We start from the raw sequence: 25,845 nt of genomic DNA, 5'->3' as shown, positions 1-25,845 counted from the left end.
ACGATATCACAAACTATTTGATGCAGTCTTTACCATGTAAGTGTGCTCACCATCACACGTGCGAGCTATTGCGCGAACGAGCGCCAATAGCCGTCGCCCCGTTGACGCCTGTCGCGACAGCCGGGCCTCCGTCGCTCATCTCCGGTGCTCCCGGGGCCAGTCCGGCCTCCGCGGCCTCGCGCAGCGCCAACTGCTCGGCGGCCGCCCGCCGCCGGCGGCGCCGGTAGCGGGGCGGTACGACCGACTCGGCCCAGCGCGGGACATGGGGGTTGAAGCGCGGCAACAGCAGGAGCACCAGACCGACCGCGCTCAGTCCCACCACGAGCACCAGGATCCACATCGACGCCGAGTGCACGGAGTAGAGGAGCACGCCGAACGCGATCAGCGCCGACCAGAAGTACATGATCAGCACGGCTCTGGTCTTCGAGTGACCGATCTCCAGCATCCGGTGGTGCAGATGGCCGCGGTCGGCGGCGAACGGCGACTGGCCGTTCCAGGTACGGCGGCCGATCGCGAGCACCAGGTCGGCGAACGGGATCGCGATGATCGTCAGCGGCAGCACCAGCGGGATGAAGACCGGCAGCGCCGCGTGGGTGCCCTCGCGGGTACCGCCCTCGAAGAGATTCAGTGTGTCCGGGTCGACCTGGCCTGTGACCGAGATCGCTCCCGAGGCCAGGACGAGACCGAGCATCATCGAGCCCGAGTCGCCCATGAAGATCCTCGCCGGGGCCATGTTGTGCGGCAGGAAGCCCAGGCACATGCCCATCAGGATCGCGGCGAACAGGGTGGCGGGCGCCGCCGCCTCGATGCCGTACCCGTACCAGATCCGGTAGGCGTACAGGAAGAAGGCCGCGGCGGCGATGCACACCATGCCGGCCGCGAGACCGTCGAGTCCGTCGACGAAGTTGACCGCGTTGATCGTGATGACGACCAGCGCGACGGTGAGCAGTGTGCCCTGCCAGGACGTCAACGAGACGGTGCCCACACCGGGTACGGGGATCCACAGGATCGTCAGACCCTGCATCACCATCACACCGGCGGCGATCATCTGCGCACCGAGCTTGAGCAGGGCGTCCAGCTCGAACTTGTCGTCCAGGACACCGACCAGCCAGATCAGCGCGGCACCGGAGAGCAGGGCGCGCGGTTCGTTGGACAGGTCGAAGACACCGTTGAGGTTCTGCAGGTTGTCGGCGACGAGCAGTCCGGCGCACAGACCGAAGAACATGGCGATACCGCCGAGCCGTGGTGTCACCTCGCGGTGTACGTCACGGGCGCGGATCGCGGTCATCGCGCCGACCGCGATCGCGAACTTCCGCACCGGGCCGGTCAGCAGATAAGTCACCGCGGCCGTCACACAGAGCGTCAGCAGGTAATCACGCACGGGCTGCCCCACAGGAATCGCTGGCCATCTCAGCCCCACACCTTAGCGTTGGTCGCAGCAGCCCATGGATACCGCGTCGTCCCCCACATGAGGACACCCGGGACGGGAGCGCTGGTTGCACGGCTTTCCGCCGTCGTCCATTCCATTCGGGAATCGGACAGACCGGGCGGAAAGCGCCCCGCCAATTCCCTTGCTTTCTTTGCGGATACTACGGGTTTCCCCGACGCCCCCGCGCATGTGGGACAGGCCCGCCCCGTGGCGAGTGAGCCGAAGGGGCGCGCCGCTGTCGAAAGGGAGAGCGCGCGCAGGCCCGCGAGGAACGAGCGGGACGAGCACGGTCGACCGTCGACAGGGGCACAAAGCGCCCCGGAGGCGAACCGAGCCCCCAAAAAGAGGGGCGTGAGCCGAAGGGGCGCGCCGCTGTCGAAAGGGAGAGCGCGCGCAGGCCCGCGAGGAACGAGCGGGGCGAGCACGGTCGACCGTCGACAGTGGCTTAAAGCGCCCCGGAGGCGAACGCGCCCTCAAAAAAGGGAGGCAGGGGCACAAAGCGCCCCGGAGGCGAACCGAGCCCTCAAAAAGAGGGGCGTGAGCCGAGCCCTCTAAGAACGCGCGGCTACGCCGGTGAGGGCGGTGATCACCGGGTCCAGGGCCTGGTTGATCTCGTCGCCGATCGAGCGGAAGAACGTGATCGGGGCGCCGTACGGGTCGTAGACCTCGTCCGCCTCCGCGTTCGGGGCGAGCAGCCAGCCGCGTAGCGCCGCCGCGGCGCGGACCAGCGCGCGGGCGCGTTCGACCACCCCCTCGTCGAGGGGGTCGGGCAGGGTGGCCGGGTCTATCGCCCGTACCAGCCGGGTGAACTCCTTGAGCGTGAAGGTGCGCAGGCCCGCCGAGTGGCCCATCGAGATCACCTGGGCCCGGTGGTCGCGGGTCGCGGTGAGGACCAGGTCGGCTCTGATCACGTGCTCGTCGAGCAGCTCGCGGCCGACGAAGCCGGTCGCGTCGGCGCCGAAGTCGGCCAGTACGGCCTCGGCGTTGGCCTCCATCGGGGCGCCTTCGTGACCCCAGGTACCGGCGCTCTCCACGATCAGTCCGCCGGTCAGCCGCTCACCGAGCCGGACCGTCAGGGCGTGGCGGTTCAGCCGCTCGGTGATGGGCGAGCGGCAGACGTTGCCGGTACTGACGTGGAGGATGCGGAACGTACTGCCGTGCTGTGCGGTGTCCGCTATGCCACGCCCCTGCGGGGTGGTCAATTGGCCACCTCTAGATCGGGTACCACCTTGCGGAGCTCCTCGGCGTCGAGGGCGCCGGCCCGCAGCAGCACCGGGGTCTTACCCGAGACGTCGACGATCGAGGACGGCACGATGCCGGGCGTCGGACCGCCGTCGAGATAGACGGAGACGGAGTCCCCGAGCATGGCCTGGGCCGCGTCGCAGTCCTCGGGTGCCGGGTGTCCCGTGAGGTTGGCGCTGGAGACGGCCATCGGGCCGAACTCGGTGAGCAGTTCGATCGCGACGGGGTGCAGCGGCATCCGTACGGCGACCGTGCCCTGGGTGTCGCCGAGGTCCCACTGGAGGGACGGCTGGTGCCGGGCGACGAGGGTCAGCGCGCCGGGCCAGAACGCGTCGACCAGCTCCCACGCCTGCTCGGAGAAGTCGGTGACCAGTCCGTGCAGGGTGTTCGGCGAGCCGATCAGCACGGGCGTGGGCATGTTGCGGCCGCGTCCCTTGGCGTCCAGCAGGTCGGCCACCGCCTCGGCGCTGAAGGCGTCGGCGCCGATCCCGTACACGGTGTCGGTGGGCAGCACGACCAGCTCACCGCGGCGTACTGCCGACGCGGCCTCGCGCAGACCGGTCGTACGGTCGGTCGCGTCGTTGCAGTCGTATCGCCGAGCCATTTAGAAGGCCTCCTCGTGCACATACACGGTCTGATGGTCGGAACGGGTCGAACGGTTCACGGCATCGCCTTGCGGGCCGTGGCAAAGCGCGGGCGCTTGTTCAGATCGGGGTGGTCGGCCGCGTCCGCCCAGCCCGACTCCTCGCTGAAGATCCACGGGACCTGACCGCCCTGCGTGTCGGCGTGCTCGATCACGACGAGACCGCCGGGCCGCAGCAGCCGGTGCGCGGTGCGTTCGATGCCGCGGATGGTGTCGAGGCCGTCCTCGCCCGAGAACAACGCCATCTGCGGGTCGTGGTCACGGGCCTCGGGCGCGACGTACTCCCACTCGGTGAGCGGGATGTACGGCGGGTTGGAGATGACCAGGTCGACCTGTCCGTCCAGCTCGGGAAGGGCGCTGAGGGCGTCTCCCTGGTGCACGGTGACCCGGGATCCGTCGGCGTTCTTCCGGGTCCAGGTCAGGGCGTCCTCGGACAGCTCGACGGCGTGCACGCGCGAGCGCGGGACCTCCTGCGCCATCGCGAGCGCGATGGCGCCCGATCCGGCGCACAGGTCGACGACGATCGGCTCGACGACGTCCATCGCCCGTACGGCGTCTATGGCCCAGCCGACGACCGACTCGGTCTCCGGGCGCGGTACGAAGACGCCGGGGCCCACCTGGAGCTCCAGGTAGCGGAAGAACGCGCGCCCGGTGATGTGCTGGAGCGGCTCACGTGCCTCTCGGCGCGCGACGGCCTCCCAGTACCGGGCGTCGAAGTCGGTGTCCTTGACGGTGTGCAGCTCTCCTCGCTTCACGCCGTGCACGTAAGCGGCGAGCTCCTCCGCGTCGAAGCGCGGTGAGGGCACGCCCGCGTCCGCCAGCCGCTGGGTGGCCTGGGCCACCTCGGCGAGCAGCAGACTGCGGGGGACGGGCCCGCGGCGGAGCCGCTGAGGGTCGCTGGGCCCCCCAGGATGTGGCTGCACGCTGGTTCCTCCGGACTGCGAGAGTGGGTGAAGGACTGGGCGGGACGTCAGCGGGCGACGGCGAGCTTCGCTGCGGAGTCCGCGTCGACACATGCCTGGATGACGGCGTCCAGTTCACCGTCGAGCACCTGGTCCAAGTTGTACGCCTTGAAGCCGACCCGGTGGTCCGAGATCCGGTTTTCCGGGAAGTTGTACGTGCGGATCTTCTCCGAGCGGTCGACGGTGCGCACCTGGCTGCGCCGGGCGTCCGCCGCGTTCTTCTCGGCCTCCTCCTGGGCTGCGGCGAGCAGCCGCGAGCGCAGGATACGCATGGCCTGCTCCTTGTTCTGGAGCTGGCTCTTCTCGTTCTGGCAGGAGGCCACGACACCGGTCGGCACGTGCGTGATGCGCACGGCCGAGTCGGTGGTGTTCACGGACTGTCCGCCGGGGCCCGAGGAGCGGTAGACGTCGATGCGCAGGTCGTTCTGGTTGATCTCGACGTCGATCTCCTCGGCCTCGGGTGTCACCAGGACACCGGCGGCCGAGGTGTGGATCCGGCCCTGCGACTCGGTGGCCGGCACCCGCTGTACGCGGTGCACGCCGCCCTCGTACTTCAGCCGCGCCCAGACGCCCTGGCCCGGCTCGGTCGCGCCGTTGCCGCCCTTGGTCTTCACGGCGACCTGGACGTCCTTGTAGCCGCCCAGCTCGGACTCGGTGGCGTCGATGATCTCGGTCTTCCAGCCGACGCGCTCCGCGTACCGCAGGTACATCCGCAGCAGGTCGCCGGCGAACAGCGCCGACTCGTCGCCGCCCGCGCCGGCCTTGACCTCCAGGATGACGTCCTTGTCGTCGCTGGGGTCACGGGGTACGAGCAGCAGCCGCAGCTTCTCGGTGAGTTCCTCGCGCTGCCGCTCCAGGTCCTTGACCTCGGCGGCGAAGTCGGGGTCGTCGGCGATGAAGCCGCGGGCCGTCTCGACGTCCTCACCTGTCTGCTTCCAGGAGCGGTAGGTCCCGACGATCGGGGTCAGCTCGGCGTAGCGCTTGTTGAGCTTGCGGGCGTTCGCCTGGTCCGCGTGGACCGACGGGTCGGCGAGCTGCGACTCAAGTTGAGTGTGCTCGTCGATCAGTTCCTCGACCGCCTCGAACATCGGGGGCTCCTGGGTTGATGCGAAGGTGCTGCGAAATGCCGCGGAAGGACCGCGAAGGTGTTGCGGGACGCCAAAGCGCCGGTCTCGGCGCCCCGGGGAAGGGGCACCGAGAACCGGCGCAGATGGCTCGCTACTTCTTGGCGGCAGCGGCCTTGCCGAAGCGGGCCTCGAAGCGGGCCACACGGCCACCGGTGTCGAGGATCTTCTGCTTGCCCGTGTAGAACGGGTGGCACTCGGAGCACAGGTCAGCACGGATGGCGCCCGACTCGATGGTGCTGCGGGTGGTGAACGACGCACCGCAGGTGCAGCTCACCTGGGTCTCGACGTACGCGGGGTGGATATCGCGCTTCAAGGTGACTCCTTGGGAAGGTCCCCGCGGATCACGGGGAGGGCTCCGGGTCGCACGCGCGGACTGCTCGTACGTGAACCGGGGCCAGCGGACCAGTCTGCCAGCACTGGGCGTATCTCCCAAAACCGGGGGAAGGGCCGGACTATTCCGCGGCCCGGTTGTCCGGCGGTCCGGGGTTCCCCGGCTCAGCCGCCCTTGACCACACCGTGCGCGTCGCCCCGGTCCCCCGCGGAGTCCTTCGTCGCCGACGCGGGGATCGGCCGGTCGTGCGCGAGGGCCGTCCAGACCTGCCGGGAGCCCTTGGCCAGCGGCAGTACCCGGTTCGGGTCGGCGGGGTCGTAGCGCACCGGGAGTGTGATCATCTTCACGTTCTTGGTGGAGATGTCCTTGAGGCCGCCGGCGAACCCGATCAGTCCGTTGATCGAGTCGAGTTTCGAGTCGGGCGTGATCGCGCTGGTGGCGGTGTCGGCGAGATCGAAGAGCTTCTTGGGGTTGCTGAACACCCCGATGTGCTTGATCTGCCCGATCAGCGCCTTGATGAAGGCCTGCTGGAGCTGGATACGCCCCAGGTCGCTGCCGTCACCGACGCTCTTGCGGGTCCTGACGAGCCCCAGCGCCTGCTCGCCGTGCAGGGTGTGCGTGCCCGCCGCCAGCTTGAGATGGCTCTTGGGGTCGTCGATGGCCTGCGTCGTGGTGAGCTTGACGCCGCCGAGCTGGTCGATGAGCTTCTTGAACCCGGTGAAGTCGACCTCGACGTAGTGGTCCATCCGGATGCCGGACATCTGCTCCACGGTCTTGACGGCGCAGGCGGGGCCGCCGGCCTCGTACGCCGAGTTGAACATGGCGCCGCGCTCGGCCGGTGCGGTCTTCCCCTTGCCGTCCGGGCACGCGGGGCGGTCGACCAGGGTGTCGCGCGGTATGGAGACGACAGCGGCCTTCTTGTGGCCCTTGTAGACGTGGATGACCATCGCGGTGTCGGAGCGCGCGCCGGCGTTCTTGCCGTACTCGGCGTTGGCGCCGGACCGGGAGTCCGAGCCGAGGACCAGGATGTCCTGCGAGCCGTTGTCGACGTTCTGCGGGCGGTGCGAGCCGAGCTGCGCGTCGATGTTGACGCCCTTGATGTTGCCGTTGAGCTTGAAGTAGACGAACGCGAGACCACCTGCGGCGATCACGACCAGCGCGGCGACGCACCAGACGGCGATGAACATCGCACGACGGCGCTTGCTGCGCGGTTTGCGGCGGGCGCCGCTGCCACGTATTCGGCTGTTCCGGTCGTCGGTCATGGTCTCCCTCGGTGGCCACTCGTCGGTCCGGCAACCTCCTCCCAGGAGATTCAGGCGATATGTCCCCCTTGTACAGACAGTGACGCACCCGGCGGGGTTCCACAACTTCCGGGGACGGGAAAGGGGCCGCCCCCGTCATCGGAATGACGGGGGCGGCCCCGGTACTGCTGGGGAGAGGACGTCAGTCGTTGCCGTTGCCAGGCATCGGTGTCGTCTTCTGGATCTGCAGCAGGAACTCCGCGTTCGACTTCGTCTGCTTCATCTTGTCGAGCAGCAGCTCGATCGCCTGCTGCTGGTCGAGCGCGTGCAGCACCCGGCGCAGCTTCCAGACGATGCCCAGCTCGTCGTGGGCCATCAGGATCTCTTCCTTACGGGTGCTGGACGCGTCCACGTCCACCGCCGGGAAGATCCGCTTGTCCGAGAGCTTCCGGTCGAGCCTGAGCTCCATGTTGCCGGTGCCCTTGAACTCCTCGAAAATGACCTCGTCCATGCGCGAGCCGGTCTCGACGAGCGCGGTGGCCAGGATCGTCAGCGAACCGCCGTCCTCGATGTTGCGCGCCGCACCGAAGAAGCGCTTCGGCGGGTAGAGCGCGGTCGAGTCGACACCACCGGACAGGATGCGTCCGGAGGCGGGCGCGGCGAGGTTGTACGCGCGGCCCAGACGGGTGATGGAGTCGAGCAGCACCACCACGTCGTGACCCAGCTCCACGAGGCGCTTGGCGCGCTCGATGGCCAGCTCGGCGACGGTGGTGTGGTCCTCGGCGGGGCGGTCGAAGGTCGAGGAGATGACCTCGCCCTTGACGGACCGCTGCATGTCGGTGACTTCTTCGGGCCGCTCGTCGACGAGGACGACCATCAGATGGCACTCGGGGCTGTTGACCGTGATGGCGTTGGCGATGGCCTGCAGGATCATGGTCTTGCCGGTCTTCGGCGGGGCCACGATCAGACCGCGCTGGCCCTTGCCGATGGGCGCGACCAGGTCGATGATCCGGGTCGTCAGCACCCCCGGGTCGGTCTCCAGACGGAGCCGGTCCTGCGGGTAGAGCGGGGTCAGCTTCTGGAACTCGGGCCGGCCGCGGCCCGAGTCGGCCGCCATGCCGTTCGCCGTGTCGAGGCGGACCAGCGCGTTGAACTTCTCGCGGCGCTCGCCGTCCTTGGGCTGGCGCACGGCGCCGGTGACGTGGTCGCCCTTGCGCAGGCCGTTCTTACGGACCTGGGCGAGCGAGACGTACACGTCGTTCGGGCCCGGCAGGTAGCCGGAGGTCCTGATGAACGCGTAGTTGTCGAGGATGTCGAGGATGCCGGCGACGGGGATCAGCACGTCGTCGTCGGCGACCTGCGGCTCGCCGCCGCCACCGAACTCCTCGCGGCCGCGACGGCCACGGCGGTCGCGGTAACGGCCGCGCCTGCCGCGCCTGCCGCCCGCCTCGTCGTCGAAGTCGTCCTGCGGGCCGTTGTTCTGGTTCTGGTTCTGGCCGCCGCGGTTGTCCCGCTGCTGGCGCTGACCGCCGCCGCCCTGCTGGTTCTGGCCGCCCTGGCCCTGCCCCTGCTGGCCGCCCTGCTGGTCGTCGCCGCCCTTGCCCCTGCGGTCGCGCTGCCGGTCGCGCCGGTCACCGCGGTCGCCGCGGTCGGGCCGGTCGCCGCGCTGCTGGCCGCGGTCCTGGCGCTCGCCGCGCCTGCCGTCGGTGTCGACGCTCTGCGCCGAAGCGCCCACGGCGGCCTCGGCCTTGGCGTCCGGCCGGTCCTCCGCCTGCGGGGCCGCTGCCTGCGCTTCGTTCTTGGGCTCGGCGACGCTGATCTCGGAGTTTCCTGCCGGTGAGGTGGCTCGGCGCCTGCGGCGCTCGGTGACCGGCTGGTCGTCGTTCGCCGGCTGGCCGGGGATGTCGATCTGCTGCTGTGCGGCGGCCTTTTCGGCCTTGTCCGCCTTCTCGGCGGCGGCTGCGGCAGTCTCACCCGTACGGGCCTTGGAGGTCGCCCGGCGCTTCGGCTTGGTCTCGGCATCCGCGCCGTCGGCGCTCTTGGCCGCGGGCGACGAACCGCCCTGCGTCTCCTTGATGACCTCGATCAGCTGGCTCTTGCGCATCCGCGCCGTGCCCCTGATGCCGAGGCCGGACGCGACCTGCTGCAGCTCGGCCAGGACCATGCCCTCGAGGCCGGTGCCGGAGCGGCGGCGCCGTGCGGTGGTGCCAGTGGCAGCACCTGCGGCGGGCGCGGTGTTGTCGACACTGTTGTCGGCAGTCACGCCCATCAGATCGGTGGTGTCGCTCACGAAGGGTCCTTCCCTGGAGCGGACGTCGGCCTTCTGGCTCGGCGACCGGTTGTGCTGTCCGGCTGCGGCCTGTGATCTTTCGGATCGAGGACCGATGCCGGGGCGGTGGTCCCGCCGGGTACGGCGGAGAAACATGCGTACGTGCAATGGGTCCGGCCCGAGGTCCCCCTGCTCGGCCCACTCGCTGGGAAAAGCGAGGGGGTGTCGTGCCGGTTCCGAGGCGTGCTCAAAACTGCTCAGGCAGGCTGCTCAGGCAGTTGGGGAGGCTCCCGGAAGAATGGTGGTCCCGAATTGGGGACGCAAATCAGCAAAACACGGCGCCGCAAAGACGTCAGCTGCTGGCTTAAGGCTAACACTACCGGCTCCAACAAACATTCCCCCTCTCACTCACCGGCAATCTCCCGTCACTGAGAGCCGAGCGGCAGAACGCTCGCTCCCGCGCCGTCGAAGGAGAGCCGGTTGGCGGCCCATCCCTCCCCCGCCAGCCGTGCGACCTTGTCGGCCGCACCGTCCTCGGCCAGCGCGAGCACCGTGGGGCCCGCGCCGGAGATGACCGCAGGGACGCCGTCCGCGCGCAGTCGGTTGACCAGGGCGATGCTCTGCGGCATCGCGGGGGCCCGGTACTCCTGGTGGAGCCGGTCCTCCGTTGCGGGCAGCAGCAGTTCGGGGCGCCTGGTCAGCGCCTCGACGAGCAGCGCGGCGCGGCCCGCGTTGGCGGCGGCGTCCACATGGGGGACGGTACGCGGCAGCAGTCCGCGCGCCGTCCGGGTGAGTACGGGGTCGCCGGGGACGAAAACCACCGGAACGACGGACGCGAGGGGCTCCATCCTGATCGCCCGCGCCGCTCCGCCGTCCGTCCAGGCGAGTGTGAAGCCGCCGAGCAGACAGGCGGCGACGTTGTCGGGGTGTCCTTCGATCTCGGTGGCGAGCTCCAGCATGGCCACGTCGTCGAGGCGCGCGTCGCCGCCCGTGGTCACGGCGCGCGCGGCGACAATTCCCGCGCAGATGGCGGCGGATGACGAGCCGAGACCCCGGCCGTGCGGGATCCGGTTGGCGCAGACGACCTCCAGGCCGCGCGGCTGTCCGCCGAGCAGGTCGAAGGCGGTACGCAGGGCCCGTACCAGCAGATGGTCCTCGTCGCGCGGGAGCGTGTCGGCGCCCTCGCCCGCGATGTCGATGTGCAGCCCGGAGTCGGCCACGCGGACGACGACGTCGTCGTAGAGCCCCAGCGACAGGCCCAGGGCATCGAAGCCCGGACCGATGTTGGCGCTGGTGGCGGGGACGCGCACCCGTACGGCGGCGGCGCGGAACGCTGGACCGGCCATCGCTCTGACGACTCTCCTTGTGACTGCGAATTCCGAGGTGACGGCGGTTTTCGAGACCCGGGGCGCACGAAGGCGGCAACACCACGGCATATGCGGCGGGGCGGGTTGGGTACAGCCTATCGAAGGAAGGTTCTCATCCGACATAGGGCGCACAGGAGGCGCACGATGCGTGTCGCCCGTCCCCTGTGCGCCATCGCTGTCAGGCGAGTCCGAGCCGCTCCGCCGCGGCGACCGCGTCGACCGGGACGACGATCGGGCGCGGGGCGCCCTGGACGGCCCAGTCCGGGTCCTTGAGGCCGTTGCCCGTCACGGTGCAGACGATGCGCTGGCCGCGGTCGACCTTGCCCTCCTCGGCGGCCTTGAGCAGACCGGCGACGGAAGCGGCCGAGGCCGGCTCCACGAAAACGCCCTCGCGGGCGGCCAACAGCCGGTAGGCGCGCAGGATTTGACGGTCCGTGACCTCGTCGATGAAGCCGCCGGACTCGTCGCGCGCCGCCAGCGCGTACTTCCACGAGGCGGGGTTGCCGATCCGGATCGCGGTGGCGACGGTGTGCGGGTCCTTGACGACCTCGCCGCGCACGATGGGCGCCGAGCCGGACGCCTGGAAGCCCCACATCCGCGGGGTGCCGGTGGCGGGCCCGTCGGTGGCGTACTCGGTGTAACCCTTCCAGTACGCCGTGATGTTGCCGGCGTTGCCGACGGGCAGCACATGGATGTCGGGGGCGTCGCCGAGCGCGTCCACGATCTCGAAGGCGCCGGTCTTCTGGCCCTCGATCCTGGCCGGGTTGACCGAATTGACCAGCGCCACCGGGTAGTTGTCGGACAGCGAGCGGGCCAGCGTCAGGCAGTCGTCGAAATTGCCGTCGACCTGGAGGATCTGCGCGCCGTGCACCAGCGCCTGGCCCATCTTGCCCAGGGCGATCTTGCCCTGCGGGACCAGGACGGCGCAGACCATGCCGGCCCGTACCGCGTAGGCGGAGGCCGAGGCCGACGTGTTGCCGGTGGAGGCGCAGATGACCGCCTTGGCGCCGGCCGCCTTGGCCTCGGTGATGGCCATCGTCATGCCGCGGTCCTTGAACGAGCCGGTCGGGTTGGCGCCCTCGACCTTGAGGTGCACCTCGCAGCCCGTCAGCTCGGAGAGCAGCTGTGCGGGAACGAGCGGCGTGCCGCCCTCACGGAGCGTGACGATGTCCGTCTCCGCCGTCACCGGGAGGCGGTCCCGGTACTCCTCGATGATGCCGCGCCACTGGTGGGTGCCATTGCTCGTCATGGGTCCCTTACTCCCCTTCAACACGCATGATGCTGGCGACACCGCGCACGGTGTCGAGCTTGCGCAGCGCTTCGACGGTCGCCGACAGGGCGGCGTCTTGCGCGCGGTGGGTGACGACGACGAGGGAGGCCTCGCCGTCCTTTCCCTTCTGGCGGACGGTGTCGATGGACACGCCGTGCTCGGCGAATACCGTCGCGACCTGGGCGAGCACACCCGGTTTGTCGGCCACGTCGAGACTGATGTGGTAGCGCGTGACGACGTCGCCCATGGGGCTCACGGGCAGCCGGGTGTACGCCGACTCCCCCGGTCCTGTCGCCCCGTTCAGCTTGTTCCGGCACACGGCGACGAGATCGCCGAGCACGGCGGACGCGGTCGGCGAACCACCGGCGCCGGGCCCGTAGAACATCAGCTGCCCCGCCGCCTCGGCCTCCACGAAGACCGCGTTGTACGCCTCGCGCACCGAGGCCAGCGGGTGGGTGAGCGGGATCATCGCCGGGTGGACGCGCGCGGTGACGGACCTGCCGTCGGCGGCGCGCTCGCAGATGGCGAGGAGTTTGACGGTGCAGCCCATCCGCCGGGCCGAGGCCAGATCGGCGGAGGTGACCTCGGTGATGCCCTCGCGGTGCACGTCGTCGAGGCGTACCCGGGTGTGGAAGGCGATACCGGCGAGGATCGCGGCCTTGGCCGCCGCGTCGAAGCCCTCGACGTCGGCGGTCGGGTCGGCCTCCGCGTAACCGAGCGCGGTGGCCTCGTCCAGGGCCTCGGAGTAGCCGGACCCGGCGCTGTCCATCCGGTCGAGGATGAAGTTGGTGGTGCCGTTGACGATGCCGAGGACCCGGTTGACGGTGTCGCCGGCGAGGGATTCCCGCAGCGGCCTGATCAGCGGGATGGCGCCGGCCACGGCGGCCTCGAAGTAGAGGTCCCTGCCGTGCTTCGCCGCCGCGTCGTACAGCGTCGTGCCGTCCTCGGCGAGCAGCGCCTTGTTGGCCGAGACGACGGAAGCGCCGTGCTCGAAGGCGGTGGTGATGAGCGTACGGGCGGGCTCGATACCGCCGATGACCTCGACCACCACGTCGACGTCGCCCCGTTTGACCAGGGCCGTCGCGTCGGTCGTGATCAGCGACGGGTCGACACCCGCGCGGGCCTTGCCGGGCCGCCGTACGGCGACCCCGGCCAGCTCCAGGGGGGCGCCGATCCGGGCGGCCAGGTCGTCGGCGTGCGTCGTCATGATGCGCGCCACCTCTGAGCCGACCACACCACAGCCCAGCAGCGCCACCTTCAGCGGACGCGAACGCATCATCCGACCTACGCCTTTCGTTTCAAGCCCAGTGCCCATACAGCACGAATCCGGTCCAGTCTCACTCACTGGACGGAAGTTTCCGCCGTCCGTCCAGATCCCGAGACCATCTCTCTACTTCCCGCATTATCCGACGTCCAGCCGGAGCAGGTCCTCCTCGGTCTCCCGGCGCACGATGACCCGCGCCCCGCCGTCCTTGACGGCGACCACCGGCGGCCGCAGCGCGTGGTTGTAGTTGCTCGCCATGGAGCGGCAGTACGCACCCGTCGCCGGTACGGCGATCAGGTCGCCGGGGGCCAGGTCGGCGGGGAGGAAGGCGTCCCGTACGACGATGTCGCCGCTCTCGCAGTGCTTGCCGACGACGCGGGAGAGCATCGGCTCGGCGTCGGACCTGCGGGAGACGAGCGCGACGCTGTACTCGGCGTCGTACAGCGCGGTACGGATGTTGTCGGACATGCCGCCGTCCACGCTGACATAGGTGCGCAGCCCTTCGAGCGGCTTGATCGTGCCGACCTCGTAGAGCGTGAAGGCCGTGGGCCCGACGATCGCCCGGCCGGGCTCGACGGAGATACGGGGCGTGCTCAGCCGCGCCGACTCGCACTCGCGGGTGACGATGGAGAGCAGCGCCTTGGCGATGTGGTGCGGCTCACTCGGGTCGTCGTCGGAGGTGTACGCGATGCCGAGGCCGCCGCCGAGGTCGATCTCGGGCAGTTCGACGCCGTGTTCGTCGCGGATCTGGGCGAGCAGCTCCACGACGCGGCGCGCGGAGACCTCGAAGCCCGCCATGTCGAAGATCTGCGAGCCGATGTGCGAGTGGATGCCGATGAGTTCGAGGCCGTCGAGCTTGAGCGCGCGGCGGACGGCCTCCGCGGCCTGTCCGTCGGCGAGCTGGATGCCGAACTTCTGGTCCTCGTGCGCCGTGGCGATGAATTCGTGGGTGTGGGCCTCGACGCCGACGGTGACCCGGATCTGGACGCGCTGGCGCTTGCCCTGGCTCTGCGCGATGTGCGCGACGCGGACGATCTCCTGGAACGAGTCGAGGACAATCCGCCCGACGCCGGCCTCGACGGCCCGCTCGATCTCCTCGGTCGTCTTGTTGTTGCCGTGGAAGGCGATGCGCTCGGCGGGCATGCCGCCGGCCAGCGCGGTGGCCAGTTCGCCGCCGGAGCAGACGTCGAGGTGGAGGCCTTCCTCGGTGAGCCAGCGGACGACCGCGCGGGACAGGAACGCCTTGCCCGCGTAGAACACGTCGGCGTCGGGGCCGAAGGCGTCGGACCAGGCGCGGCAGCGGGCCCGGAAGTCGGCCTCGTCGAGGAAGTAGGCGGGGGTGCCGAACTCCTCGGCGAGCCGGGTCACTTCGATGCCGGCGACGGTGGCGACCCCGTTCTCGTTGCGGTCGACCGTGCGGGACCAGACCTTCTCGTCGAGGACGTTGAGGTCGGCCGCCGGTGCGGAGTAGTGCCCGTCGGGGATCACGTCTCCGTGGCGGGGACCTGCGGGGTGCGCGGAACGGCTCATCTCTTCGCTCTTTCAGAGGTGTTCGGGTGCGGTGATGCCGAGCAGGGACAGGCCGCCTGCCAGCACGGCCCCGGCGGCTTCGGCGAGCGCGACGCGGGAGCGGTGGGCGGCCGAGGGTTTCTCGTCGCCGACGGGCAGCGGGCGGCCGGTTTCCTGGAACCGCAGGACGGCGTCGGCGGTCAGTTCGAGATGGCGGGCGAGGCGGTCGGGAGCGCGCAGGCGTGCGGCGCTCTCCAGGACGGCGGGGTGGTCGCCGATGGCGGCGAGCAGTTCGGCGCCCGTTTCCGGCGTCCGGCCGTGCGCGTCGCCTTCCGGGACGCCCAGCTCTGCGGCGGCGCGGCTGAGCGCGCGGGTGCGGGCGTGGGCGTACCGCACCAGGAAGAGCGGGTTGGTCTCGCGCTGTACGAGCAGCCCTTGCCCCGTGAGCGGGCGGTCGTGCGCGGCGGCCCGCAGCAGCCCCCAGCGGGCCGCGTCGGGGCCGAGCCGGGCGACGACGTCGTCACCTGCGGGTACGGGCACGACGGTCAGCGCTTCGCCGCCAGGCCGCACGTCGGCGCTGGCGCCCTGGGCGCGGAGCAGGGCGACGACGGCGCCGGTCCAGATCGTGGCGCGGACGCCGTCGCCGGGCGCGAAGGTCTTCGTCGCCGTTGTATCGGCGAGGGTGTCGCCGTGGCCGTAAAGGGTCCCTGCGGCGAGGACCGTACGGACGAGGTCGGCGCCGCTGTCGCCGGTCAACGTGAAGTTCAGGAAGCCGGGTCCGGTGATCTCGACGCGGGTGATGCCACGGGTCTCCATCCGGCTGCGCAGGATCTCGGCGACCTCGCGCGGCGCGCGTCCGGCCGGCCCGGCGAGGGTCAGCGCGGCGTTGGTCGCCCAGTCGCCGCTGCCGCCGGCCCGTGGCCGCTCGACCTGTACCCGTTCGGGCACGGCGACCCGTAGCGCGCCGTCCGCCACGGCACGGCATACGGCGTGCCGCACGGTGCGGGCGAGCTGGGCGGGGGTCACGGCACAAGCGTATGGGAGACCCCGGCGGGTCTCGCGGTGCGTTTCGCCATGCGGGCACCACGGGGGTTGCGGTGTCGCCGTCCGGCGCGGTTCGGTTGGCGGTCGTGGTTGCGGTGGTCGCCGGGGGCGGTTTCGCCGTCCGGCGCGGTTCGTGGTTGCGGGTTTGCGTTGCGGTTGTTGCCGGGGGCCGTTCCGGGGTCGTGTCCTGCGCGGTGTCGCCGTCCGGCGCGGTTCGGTTGGCGGTCGTGGTTGCGGTGGTCGCCGGGGGCCGTTCCGGGGAGGCGTCCTGCGCTGCATGATTTACGGCGCGTACTCCCGAGACGCGGAGCCACCGCCGAGATGCGCCACAAATCACGCTCTACGCTCCGGACACCACCCCTGCACGACCCCCTTCACCCCCGCGCCACGGATCGGCTGCGCCACGACCCGCGAGGGAACGTGCCCGGGCGTTCACGCCAGGGACGTGCCCCGGCCCGCAGGGCACCGCTCACCCGCGGCGACGCGGGCGGTGTGTCCGACCGCCGGACGGGAGGGGGCCGGGGCCGGAGGAGGGGGGTGTCCGGACGTAAAGCGAAGGAGCTCATGCGACAAGCAGTCCGGACACCCCCCTCCGCAGGACCCGGACACCGGCACGGACGACGAGACGGCAACCAAGACCCCGCCAACCTAGACGCGGCCCGCGCCGTGTTTGTCCACCGCCGACCACGGGTCGTCGCCCCGCGCCAGGCGGCGGACGATTCTGATCAGGTCGGCCGGTTCGAAGGGTTTGCCCAGGAAGGCGTCCACGCCCGCCGCTACGCCCGCGTCGACCTCGTACTGCGTGCAGGCGCTGATGACGGCGATCGGTACGTGGCTGGTGCGCGGGTCGGCGCGTAGGCGGGCCGCGGTGCTTATGCCGTCCAGGCGCGGCATCACCACGTCGAGGGTGATCACGTCGGGCTGCACGTGGTTCACCACGTCCAGGCATTCGGCACCGTCGGCCGCGGTCACGACCTCGAAGCCCTCCAGTTCGAGATTGACCCTGATCAGCTGCCTGATGACTCTGTTGTCATCGACAACGAGCACCCGGCCGGACTCGCCCGCCACCATTCGAGAGTAGGTCGGACGGCGGCGCCGCGTCCGGGTTTTACCGACTTCCGCGCGCGTCCTCGGAGGGGTGCGGCGGCAGGGACGCGCCTTCCATGTCGACGTTCGGCACGATGCGGTCGAGGGCGTGCGGCAGGCCCCAGGCGCGCCGTCCGAGCAGGGCCATCACGGCGGGGACGAGCGTCATCCGGACGACGAAGGCGTCGATCAGCACACCGAAGGTCAGTGCGAAGCCGATGGACTTGATGATGGGGTCGCCGTTGAAGATGAAGCCGCCGAAGACGGCCGCCATGATCAGCGCCGCGGCGCTCACCACTCGCCCGCTGCGGGCCAGGCCCTGGGCGATGGCCTCCTTGGCGTCCCCGTGGTGCTGGAAGTGCTCGCGCATCCGGCTGACCAGGAACACCTCGTAGTCCATGGCGAGTCCGAAGAGCACGCCGATCAGCAGTACCGGCAGGAAGCTGGTGACCGGGGCTGCCGCCGCGATCTGGAACGTGCTGTCCAGGTGGCCGTACTGGAACACCCAGACGACGGCGCCGAGCCCCGCCGCGATCGACAGCAGGAAGCCGAGGACCGCCTTGATCGGTACGAGCAGCGACCGGAAGGCGATGGTCAGCAGGATCAGCGCCAGGATCACGATGATGCCGATGAACAGCGGCAGCGCGGAGGAGAGCTTGGCCGATACGTCGATGGCCGCGGCGGTCGCGCCTGCCACGTACACCTGGCCGTGGGCCCGGGACACCGGCGGTCCGACGTCGTCGCGCAGCCGGTTGACCAGGTCGGTCGTGGCGGGTGCGTCGGGGCCCGCCTTGGGTACGACGCCGAGGACCGTGACGTCGCCGTCCTTGGACGCGTTGGGCGGGGCGACGGCGACCACCTCGGGGTCGGCGGCGATCTTGGCGCGGACCTGCCTGACCACGGGGGCCCGGTCGCCGGGCGCGATGCCGGTGCCGTCCACCACCACGATGAGCGTGGCGTTGAAGCCGGGGCCGAAGCCCTTGGAGAGCAGTTCGTAGCTGCGGTGCTGGGTGGTGTCGGTCGGCTGGGTCTCGTTGCTGGGCAGGCCGAGCCGGAGGTTGAGCGCGGGCACAGCGATGACGAGCAGTCCGACGACCCCGACGACCAGCACGAGGACCGGGGCGCGCATCACCGTGCGGGCCCAGGCGAGACCCCAGGCGCCGGGCAGTTTCGGGGTGTCGCGCCTGCGCCGGAACCGGCCGCCGCCGGGCTTGGGCCGCAGCCGCTCCCCGCCGAAGGCGAGGACGGCGGGGACGAGGGTGAGGGCGACGAACACCGCGACCAGGACGGTGCCGGCCGCGGCCAGACCCATGATCGTGAGGAACGGGATCCCGGTCGCGGACAGCGCGGCGAGCGCGACGACGACGGTGACGCCGGCGAAGGTCACGGCGCTGCCGGCGGTGGCGACGGCCCGGCCGATCGAGTCGTGCACCTCCGTTTCGGGGTCCACGAGCTGTTCGCGGTGGCGGGAGACGATGAACAGGGCGTAGTCGATGCCCACGGCGAGGCCGACCATCAGGGCGAGCACGGTCGCGGTGTTGGTCATCTGGACGAAGCGGGAGACGAACATCACGGCCGTCACGCCGATGCCGACCCCGATGAGCGCGGTGATCAGGGGCAGCCCCGCCGCCAGCAGGGAGCTGAGCGCGATGGCGAGGACGAAGAAGGCGATGACCACACCGATGATCTCGGCGGGCCCGCCGACCTCGGTCTTCGCCGTCTCGGCCGAGCCGCCGAACTCGACCTGCAGCCCGGCGTCACGGGCCGGTGCCATCGCCCGGGAGAGTGCGTCCTTCGCCGAGTCGGGCACGTCGGAGGCAGCCTGACGGAACAGCACATCGGCGTAGCCGATGGTCTTGTCCTTGGAGTACGTGCCGGTCCTGGCCGGGTCGGAGACCGTCACCACGCCGGGCACGGTGGCGGCCTTCTTGAGGCTCGCCGCCACGGCCTGCTTCTCGGCGGGCGCGTTGAGCTTGGTGTCCCCGCGGGCCACGAACACCACCCGGGCCGTGCCGCCCGCCGCTGCGGGGAACTTCTCCTTCAGCAGATCCTGCGCCTGCTGGGACTCGATGCCCGGTACGGAGAACTCGGTGGTCAGCTTGCCGTTCAGGGTGGTCCCCAGACCGGCGACGACCACGAGGAGCAACAGCCAGGCGCTCACGACGCGGCCGCGGTGGCGGGCCGCCCACCGACCCAGTGCGTACAACCGTCGAGCCACGGACTGCCTCTTCCCTCACGTGTCCCCGGGCGTCTTGGGTGCCGGGTCTCTCAAGCCCCCGCGCTCGCTTACCCCGCGATCTTCGAATCATCACCCAGGAGCGCTGCGCGGGCGCGCCCGGAGGGGCCGGACGGCGCACCGCGGCCGGGCCACCGGTCGTTCTCCGGTGGTCCGGCCGCGGGTGTTTCGCCCGGTCGGGCGGGGGTCAGTCGCCGAAGGCGAGTGCGAACAGGTGGAGTGTGCCGTCGGAGCCGGTCTGCGGCAGCGTGATCGACGCCACTGTCTTCGCCGGGTCGACGGGCACCTTCGTGGCGAAGACGTACGCCTTCACCGTGTCCTTGCCACCGCTGCCGGTGGCCCGGTACGCGGTGGTGATGGCCGCCGTGTCACCGGGCAGCGGCTGGGCGGAGTTGGCGTTGAGCGTCCAGTCCGAGAAGGCGACCGTGCCCTGCGCCGTGCTGCCGTCGGTGTAGGTGACGGTCAGCTTGCCCGAGACGCCGCTGCCGTCGGTCGGCGCGTTGGTGGCCGCGCCGAGTACGCCGAGCGAGGCACCGGTGGTGCCGGCCGGGACCGGGATGGTCTGGCCGGTCATCTCCAGGTTGTCGGGCTTCCCCGCGGCCACGTCGGGCCAGGTGTACGTCAGTCCGTCGGCGGTGATCTTCGAGCCGTTGGTGACCCCGGCGGCGGACAGGGCGTTCTGGGAGTAGGCCCAGCCGCCGTCGTCGAACCCGCCGGTGAAGCTCGCGCCGTCCGGGTAGACGCCCTCGTTCGTCTCGTAGGGCCACAGCTCCCCCGGCTTCGCCACGGCGACCCGCAGTGCGGTGCTGCCGGCGGGTGTGCCGTTCTCGGACAGGGCGAAGGAGACCGCGTAGGTGCCTTCGGCGCTGCCCGCCGTGACGGAGAGCTTCTGCTTCACGCTGCCGGAAGCGGGGACCGTCAGCGAGCCCGACGTGGTGTCCAGGCTGACTCCTGACGGCACGGTGGCCTTCCAGTCGACCGTCACCGGCTTGGTGCTGATGTTGGTCAGGTCGAGCGTGCCGGGGGCGGTCGTGCCCGGCGCTACCACCAGGCCGTCCGTGGGCCCGGTCGCCGCGAGGATTCCCTGGCTGCCGGTGGTGTCGGACGGCGGGACCGAACCGGGGTCGGACGCCCAGGAGGTGTTGGGCGACGTGCCGAGGGTCCAGTTGAGGCTGTTCGCGTCCGCGATCTGCCCGTAGGTCAGCCAGGACTTGTTCAGCACCTTCTGGTTGACGCTCAGCGCCTGCACGTACGGCGCGTCCGGCGCAGCCTGCGGGGCGTTGATCTTCAACTTGTGCCCGCCGACGGTCAGTTGCGCGACCGGGAAGGCCGGGCTGCCGAGCGCCAGGGTGTCGGTGCCGGGAGTCTGCGGGTACATCCCCAGCTCGGACCAGACGTACCAGGAACTCATCGCGCCCAGGTCGTCGTTGCCGAACGAGCCGACGGGGGCGTTGAAGTAGAGCTTCTGCTGGGCCTGCCGGACGGCCGCCTGGGTCTTCCAGGGCTGCGCCAGGTAGTCGTACTCCCAGGGGATCTCCAGGCTGGGCTCGTTGCTGAGGTTGGCGTTGACGCTGGTGGGCTCGGTGATGTTGTCGAGCAGTCCGTCGAGGAACGCGGAGTACGCCTTGGTGCCACCGCCCGCGGCGGCGAGCTGCTGGATGTTGAACGGCACCATCGGGGTGTACTGGGCCGAGCTGCCCTCGACGAATCCGTTGGAGGTGCCGGGGGTGAAGCCGGGCGCGAACTGGCCGTCGGCGTTCTTGCCCTGCATGTAGCCGGACTCCGGGTTGAAGACGTTCTGCCAGTCCTGGGCGCGGGTGGCGAACTTCTTGTAGACGGCGTTCTTGCCGAGCGACTTGGCGAACGACGCGAGCGCGTAGTCGGCGCTGTCGTACTCCAGTTGGGTCGAGACGGGACCGTAGAAGTTGCAGCAGCCCGGGTTGGTGGTGTCCAGCGGGATGTAGCCCTTGCTGTCGCGCGCCGGCTCGGCGGGGCGGTCCTGGTTCGGCGCCGTCGCCTCGTGCTGGAGCGCGTCGAGTGCGTGCGCCGTGTCGAAGTTGCGGACCCCGAAGGCGTACGCGTCGGCGATGATCGCGGCGGCCGGGTCACCGACCATCACGTAGCTCTCGCCGTTGTTCGACGCCCACTTGGGCAACAGGCCGGTCTGGTCGTAGCCGTTGAGCATCGACGTCACCACGTCGCCGGTGAGCTGCGGTTCGACCACGGCCATCAGCTGGGTCTGCGAGCGGTAGGTGTCCCAGCCCGAGTAGTTGGCGTACTGGGCTTTCTGACCTTGTGCCAGTTTGTGCACCTGGTTGTCCATGCCCATGTACTGGCCGTTGTCGTCGGAGTACACGTTCGGGTGCAGCAGCGAGTGGTAGAGCGCGGTGTAGAACTGGATCTGCTGGTCGGTGGTGCCGCCGCCGATGCCGACCTTGGCCAGCACCTTGTTCCAGGCGTCGTGGTTGGCCTGGCGCATCGCGTCGAAGTTCCAGCCCTTGACCTCTTTGGTCAGGTTGGACGTGGCGTTGGCGTCGCTGGTGTACGAGATCCCGACGGCGGCCGTCACGGTCTTGGCGGCCGTGGTGTCGAACGTCAGATACATCCCGTTGGCGCCGGTGGTGGGCGGAGCGGCCGCCTTGGCGGCGCTGCCGGCAGCCGCGCTCGGCGAGGCGGACGGGCTCGGGGCCGGGGTGCCCTTGGGGTTCTTGCCGTGCACGGTGGGGGCCGGTGCGGAGGGCACGGTGAAGTGCTTCTCCTTCTTCGGGCCCTTCGGCGCCGCTGACGGCGTCTGCTTGACCGCGCCCCGCTGGAGCGACGTGGTGTCCGGGTTGATCGTGCTGCCCACCCACGTACCGCTGGTGGTGAAGGGGTGGTCGAACTTGATGTCGAAGTGCAGTGTGTACCGGTTGGCCGCGCCGCAGAAGTGACCGCTGTCGATCGACCCGGAGACCTCGCGCTTGCTGACGACGCTCACCCGGGTGCCGTCGACCTCCGTGGCACCGTTGCTCAGCTTCAGCAGCAGGCTGGAGTCGGTGCTGCCGGGGAAGGTGAACTTGCCGAGCCCCGCCCGGGTGGTGTCGGTCAGCTCGGTGGTGATGCCGGCCGCGTCCTTGACGCCGTAGTAGCCGATCGACGTCTGCTCGTCGTCATGGCTGAACTGGGCGGAGGTGTTACCGAGGTTGCCCGAAAGCGCCCCGGTGACCGGCAGGATCGGCAGGTCGCCGGCGACCCCGCAGCCGGGGCCCGACACATGGGTCAGGCTGTAGCCGGAGATCTTGCTGTCGTCGTACTCGTAGCCGCCGCCGGACGGGCGGTCCGGTGTGGTGTCGGGGCCCCACTGCATCATCCCGGCCGGCATGTCGGGGCCGGGGAAGGTGTCCACGGCGCCGGAGGTGCCGATGAGCGGATTGACCAGCGAGGCGGGGTCGCCGACCAGCGCGGGTCCGGTGGCCGCCGAGGCCTGGCCGACCGCCTGGAGCGGTACGAGCGCCAGCCCCAGCACCGCGACCACGGCCAGGTGTCTGCGGAATCGGCCCTGTCTGCGGCTGTCGGTACGACTACGGATCCGGGGCGCCGGTTCGCGTCCGGTTCGGGGTTCTGTCATCGGTTGCCTCCACGGCGAGCAGCGAGTCAAGACGTCACTGATCAGCGGAATACAACGTTGTGCATCCCAGAATTACCAGGATGACAACGTTGCCAATCCGTACCGATGGAGAGCGTGGCCCTCGGCGTGACGCCATGTCAACGCTCCGGACCACACCTTTCCCTGCCCATTACATGTACCGCGCGTGTTACCGGACGGCGCTCCTGCGCCGCAGCGCCGGGTCGCTCAGCGACGGCGGGGTGTAACCGGCGTCCCTGTCGGTGAAGTTGGTGCCGGGCGGGGCGATCTCGTCGATCCGGTCCAGCACGTCCTGGCTCAGCTTGATGTCGTCGGCGCCGAGCTGGGTCTCCAACTGCTCCATGGTGCGCGGGCCGATGATGGCGGAGGTGATCGCCGGGTGCTCCAGCACGAAGGCGAGGGCGAGTTGGACGAGCGTGATGCCCGCCTCCTCCGCCAGCCGGGCCAGCGCGTCGGCCGCTTCGAGCTTCGCCGCGTTCTGCGGGGCGTTGATCTCGAACCGTACGCCCTGGCTGGCGCGGCTCGACGCGGGCTGCTCGGCGCCCTTGCGGTAGCGGCCGGAGAGCCAGCCGCCGGCCAGCGGGCTCCACGGGATCACCGCGAGACCGTACTTCTGCGCCACCGGCAGCATCTCGCGCTCGATACCGCGGGCCAGGACGGAGTACGGCGGCTGCTCGCTGACCACGCGCTCGTGCCCGCGGCGCTCCGCGATCCACTGGCCCTCGACGATCTGCGACGGCGGGTAGGTGGAGGTGCCGATGTAGCGGATCTTGCCCTGGTGCACCAGGTCGGAGAGCGCGCCGAGCGTCTCGTCGAAGTCGGTGTCCTCGCTCGGCCGGTGCACCTGGTAGAGGTCGATCCAGTCGGTGCCGAGCCTGCGGAGACTGTTCTCCACCTCGCGGACGATCCAACGGCGGGAGTTGCCCTGGTGGTTGGGGTCGTCCCCCATGCCGCCGTGGAACTTGGTCGCCAGGACGACATCGTCCCTGCGTCCGCCGGCGAGCGCCTTGCCCAGGATGGTCTCCGACTCGCCGGCCGAGTAGACGTCGGCGGTGTCGACGAAGTTGATGCCCGCGTCGAGTGCGCGGTGGATGATGCGAATGCTGTCGTCGTGGTCCGGATTTCCCCGGCCGCCGAACATCATGGTGCCCAGGCACAGCGGGCTGACCTTGACGCCGGTTCGGCCGAAGGTGCGGTACTCCGTCATCGTGCGCTCCCGTTGACGATTCGTTCGGTCACAGCGCCGAGAAGGCTACGCCCCGGCCCCTGGTGGGACCGGGAGGCGAATCGCCGACGGCCCGCCCCCCGGAGGGACGGGCCGTGCGGGTGGGCGGCGGTACGCGGTTCAGGCCAGCGGCCAGGTCGGCAGCAGCTCGCGCTTCCAGGTGCTGTTGGTGACCGTGGCCGCCGACGCGTACCAGGCGACCACCGCCGTCACCAGGCCGACCCAGCCGCCGGCCTTGGTGATCGAGGTCGACTGGTCGAAGGCGCCGATGGTCAGCAGGACGAAGGTGACGGTCAGCGTGACGAACACGGCGAGCACGGCGACGCTGGTGCGCAGCGCGGCGAGGCACATGTAGCCGGTGAAGATCGCCCAGGCCAGCAGGAAAAGGCCGGTGGCCTGGTAGGCGTGGGCCGGGTCGAGGTGCGGCGCGACCTGCGAGCTGTATCCGGCGAACGCCAGCCAGAAACCGCCGAAGGACGCGAAGGCCGTGGCGGCGAAGGTGTTGCCGCGCCGGAACTCCCACATGCCGGCGAGGAGTTGGATGATCCCGCCGTAGAAGAACGCGAGCGGCAGGACGACGTTCTCCACGGATTCGTTGATCAGCCCCGCGTTGAAGAAGCTGAGGACGAAGGTGGTCATCGCAAAGGCGGCGAGCCCGAGGGCGCCCGGATCGGCGATACCGGAGGCGGCGGGGGCGGCAGACTGGGGGGCGGCTGGTACGGCGGCGTTCGATTCGGCAGATGCCACTGTGGATCCTCTCCGCGATGTCCCCGGCGGACAGGGCGCGCACCCGTGTAGTGCATGCCCATTACACCGGGTTGGCGGAACATCATCCTGGTCTCGCCGGGGACCTCGGTCAAGACGCCACGCATTATCCTTTGCGTCCGTTTTGCCCGTCCTTGGCGACGTACTGTGCCAACTGGGCGTGCGTGGCGTACCAGACGTCGAACTCGGCGATGTGGTCGAGGAGTTCACGCAGGACGGTGATCCGGGACCGGTGGCCGATGACATGCGGGTGCAGGGTGAGCTGAAAGACGCCGCCCTCCTCGACCGCCTGATCGAATTCGTCGCGCCAGATGGTCAGGACGCCCCGGGGCGGTGTGTAGGGCCGGGACGAGGTGTGCCGGTCCATCGTGAAGTACGGCGCGTCGTCCCTGATCCACTCCACCGGGATCTCCACCATGCCGGTGGGCTCACCGGCGGCGAGGATCTCGTACGGGTCGTCGTCGGCCATCAGCGAGGAGTCGTACAGCAGGCCAAGTTCGCGGGAGATCGCGAGGGTGTGGTCGGAGAAGTCCCAGGAGGGCGTGCGCAGTCCGACCGGCCGGGTGCCGCTCAGCCTCTCCAACGTGTCCGCCGCGCGCAGCGCCAGCTCGCGTTCGTCGGCGGGCGCGAGGGTCATGTTGCGTTCGTGGATCCAGCCGTGCAGCGCGACCTCGTGCCCGGCGTCCACGTATGCCCGTACCTCCTCGGGGTGGAGCAGGGCCGACACGGCCGGCATGAAGAACGTCGCGGGCAGCCCGCGCTCCGCCAGCAGCCGCAGGATGCGCGGGGCCGCCACTCGCGAGCCGTACTCCCCTTGCGAGAGCTTGCCCGGACGGGTCTCGCCGTCGCGGAGCGGAATGGTCTCGTGGTCCGAGTCGAAGGAGAGCGCGACGGCCGCCCGCGCCCCGCCCGGCCACGCGGCGGGCAGCAGGGAGCGCCCGGCCCGTACGGCACCGACATGGCCGCGCCAGGTCGCCTCGTCCCACTGCCAGGGCTCCCGGGTGTCGGCGGGGCCGGGACGTCCCGCGCTGTCAGCTGTGGTCATGGCGGCGCTCCTGGCGGACGTGCTCCTCGGCGAAGGTCATGACCCCGACACTGGGCCGCGCTGCCGCCCAGGTCAAGCGGCACGTCACGGCGTGTGGCCTGAGCGTCAAGAAGGAGTGGACTCCTGGTCAACGACGGCCGGTCCCGGGCCTGGCAGTGTGGCGTG

At 70.3% G+C, this 25,845-nt stretch carries 19 protein-coding genes; all 19 read right to left on the bottom strand.

All coding sequences use genetic code 11. From position 1 onward, the window contains the following. Positions 1-52: 52 nt before the first annotated feature. On the bottom strand, positions 53-1,381 hold the full coding sequence (locus OHS57_RS26265; protein ID WP_328583535.1) for an MraY family glycosyltransferase: 1,329 nt from the start codon (positions 1,379-1,381) through the stop codon (positions 53-55). Positions 1,382-1,980: 599 nt separating this feature from the next. Further along, positions 1,981-2,631, bottom strand: a complete 651-nt coding sequence (locus tag OHS57_RS26260; RefSeq protein ID WP_041984340.1) for an arsenate reductase/protein-tyrosine-phosphatase family protein — start codon at positions 2,629-2,631, stop codon at positions 1,981-1,983. Continuing rightward, complete coding sequence (locus OHS57_RS26255) at positions 2,628-3,275, bottom strand: L-threonylcarbamoyladenylate synthase (protein WP_041984342.1); 648 nt, start codon at positions 3,273-3,275, stop codon at positions 2,628-2,630. Before OHS57_RS26255 ends, OHS57_RS26260 begins: the two co-directional genes overlap by 4 nt. A gap of 56 nt (positions 3,276-3,331) precedes the next feature. Then, the gene (gene prmC / locus OHS57_RS26250; protein ID WP_198533384.1) at positions 3,332-4,171 is read right to left on the bottom strand and encodes a peptide chain release factor N(5)-glutamine methyltransferase; all 840 of its coding nucleotides are present in this window, start codon (positions 4,169-4,171) and stop codon (positions 3,332-3,334) included. A gap of 113 nt (positions 4,172-4,284) precedes the next feature. Beyond that, entirely contained in the window at positions 4,285-5,364 is a 1,080-nt protein-coding gene (prfA, locus tag OHS57_RS26245; RefSeq protein WP_041984348.1) for a peptide chain release factor 1, read from the bottom strand. A gap of 130 nt (positions 5,365-5,494) precedes the next feature. Continuing rightward, a complete protein-coding gene (gene rpmE, locus OHS57_RS26240) occupies positions 5,495-5,716 on the bottom strand; it encodes a 50S ribosomal protein L31 (RefSeq protein ID WP_041984350.1) in 222 nt (73 codons plus the stop codon). A 182-nt stretch (positions 5,717-5,898) separates the two neighbouring features. Next, complete coding sequence (locus OHS57_RS26235; protein ID WP_041984353.1) at positions 5,899-6,996, bottom strand: LCP family protein; 1,098 nt, start codon at positions 6,994-6,996, stop codon at positions 5,899-5,901. Between the two features lie 181 nt (positions 6,997-7,177). Further along, positions 7,178-9,265, bottom strand: a complete 2,088-nt coding sequence (gene rho, locus OHS57_RS26230; RefSeq protein WP_328583534.1) for a transcription termination factor Rho — start codon at positions 9,263-9,265, stop codon at positions 7,178-7,180. Between the two features lie 404 nt (positions 9,266-9,669). Next, positions 9,670-10,590 (bottom strand): homoserine kinase, encoded by a 921-nt coding sequence (thrB, locus tag OHS57_RS26225; protein WP_328583533.1) that lies wholly within the window; start codon positions 10,588-10,590, stop codon positions 9,670-9,672. 199 nt (positions 10,591-10,789) lie between these two features. Beyond that, positions 10,790-11,860 (bottom strand): threonine synthase, encoded by a 1,071-nt coding sequence (gene thrC, locus OHS57_RS26220; RefSeq protein ID WP_041984358.1) that lies wholly within the window; start codon positions 11,858-11,860, stop codon positions 10,790-10,792. Positions 11,861-11,867: 7 nt separating this feature from the next. After that, complete coding sequence (locus OHS57_RS26215) at positions 11,868-13,160, bottom strand: homoserine dehydrogenase (RefSeq protein WP_328583532.1); 1,293 nt, start codon at positions 13,158-13,160, stop codon at positions 11,868-11,870. A gap of 123 nt (positions 13,161-13,283) precedes the next feature. After that, on the bottom strand, positions 13,284-14,675 hold the full coding sequence (gene lysA / locus OHS57_RS26210) for a diaminopimelate decarboxylase (protein WP_041984360.1): 1,392 nt from the start codon (positions 14,673-14,675) through the stop codon (positions 13,284-13,286). A gap of 12 nt (positions 14,676-14,687) precedes the next feature. Beyond that, positions 14,688-15,680: an ArgS-related anticodon-binding protein NrtL gene (gene nrtL, locus OHS57_RS26205; RefSeq protein ID WP_328583531.1), complete on the bottom strand. Its 993-nt coding sequence runs from the start codon at positions 15,678-15,680 to the stop codon at positions 14,688-14,690. A 666-nt stretch (positions 15,681-16,346) separates the two neighbouring features. Further along, positions 16,347-16,769: a response regulator gene (locus OHS57_RS26200; RefSeq protein ID WP_041984362.1), complete on the bottom strand. Its 423-nt coding sequence runs from the start codon at positions 16,767-16,769 to the stop codon at positions 16,347-16,349. A gap of 37 nt (positions 16,770-16,806) precedes the next feature. Then, positions 16,807-19,002 carry an MMPL family transporter gene (locus OHS57_RS26195; RefSeq protein WP_328583530.1) on the bottom strand — a complete coding sequence of 732 codons (2,196 nt, stop codon included), beginning with the start codon at positions 19,000-19,002 and terminating at the stop codon, positions 16,807-16,809. A 205-nt stretch (positions 19,003-19,207) separates the two neighbouring features. Further along, the gene (locus OHS57_RS26190; protein WP_328583529.1) at positions 19,208-22,627 is read right to left on the bottom strand and encodes a GH92 family glycosyl hydrolase; all 3,420 of its coding nucleotides are present in this window, start codon (positions 22,625-22,627) and stop codon (positions 19,208-19,210) included. 187 nt (positions 22,628-22,814) lie between these two features. Further along, positions 22,815-23,852, bottom strand: a complete 1,038-nt coding sequence (locus OHS57_RS26185; RefSeq protein ID WP_041984367.1) for an aldo/keto reductase — start codon at positions 23,850-23,852, stop codon at positions 22,815-22,817. Positions 23,853-23,990: 138 nt separating this feature from the next. Beyond that, a complete protein-coding gene (locus OHS57_RS26180) occupies positions 23,991-24,617 on the bottom strand; it encodes an acetate uptake transporter (RefSeq protein ID WP_328583528.1) in 627 nt (208 codons plus the stop codon). Between the two features lie 124 nt (positions 24,618-24,741). Beyond that, on the bottom strand, positions 24,742-25,680 hold the full coding sequence (locus OHS57_RS26175) for a polysaccharide deacetylase family protein (protein ID WP_328583527.1): 939 nt from the start codon (positions 25,678-25,680) through the stop codon (positions 24,742-24,744). Positions 25,681-25,845 lie beyond the last annotated feature (165 nt).

The organism is Streptomyces sp. NBC_00370 (assembly GCF_036084755.1).
Classification (GTDB): domain Bacteria; phylum Actinomycetota; class Actinomycetes; order Streptomycetales; family Streptomycetaceae; genus Streptomyces.
Note: the sequence above shows the minus strand (reverse complement) of the source record. Positions and strands in the feature narration are given on the sequence as shown.

Bases quoted from the DNA above. Each gene is read 5' to 3' on its own strand.
- OHS57_RS26255 (WP_041984342.1), bottom strand. From the start codon at position 3,275: ATGGCTCGGCGATACGACTGCAACGACGCGACCGACCGTACGACCGGT.
- prfA (WP_041984348.1), bottom strand. From the start codon at position 5,364: ATGTTCGAGGCGGTCGAGGAACTGATCGACGAGCACACTCAACTTGAG.
- OHS57_RS26235 (WP_041984353.1), bottom strand. From the start codon at position 6,996: ATGACCGACGACCGGAACAGCCGAATACGTGGCAGCGGCGCCCGCCGC.
- thrB (WP_328583533.1), bottom strand. From the start codon at position 10,590: ATGGCCGGTCCAGCGTTCCGCGCCGCCGCCGTACGGGTGCGCGTCCCC.
- thrC (WP_041984358.1), bottom strand. From the start codon at position 11,860: ATGACGAGCAATGGCACCCACCAGTGGCGCGGCATCATCGAGGAGTAC.
- OHS57_RS26215 (WP_328583532.1), bottom strand. From the start codon at position 13,160: ATGATGCGTTCGCGTCCGCTGAAGGTGGCGCTGCTGGGCTGTGGTGTG.
- lysA (WP_041984360.1), bottom strand. From the start codon at position 14,675: ATGAGCCGTTCCGCGCACCCCGCAGGTCCCCGCCACGGAGACGTGATC.
- OHS57_RS26200 (WP_041984362.1), bottom strand. From the start codon at position 16,769: ATGGTGGCGGGCGAGTCCGGCCGGGTGCTCGTTGTCGATGACAACAGA.
- OHS57_RS26190 (WP_328583529.1), bottom strand. From the start codon at position 22,627: ATGACAGAACCCCGAACCGGACGCGAACCGGCGCCCCGGATCCGTAGT.
- OHS57_RS26185 (WP_041984367.1), bottom strand. From the start codon at position 23,852: ATGACGGAGTACCGCACCTTCGGCCGAACCGGCGTCAAGGTCAGCCCG.
- OHS57_RS26175 (WP_328583527.1), bottom strand. From the start codon at position 25,680: ATGACCACAGCTGACAGCGCGGGACGTCCCGGCCCCGCCGACACCCGG.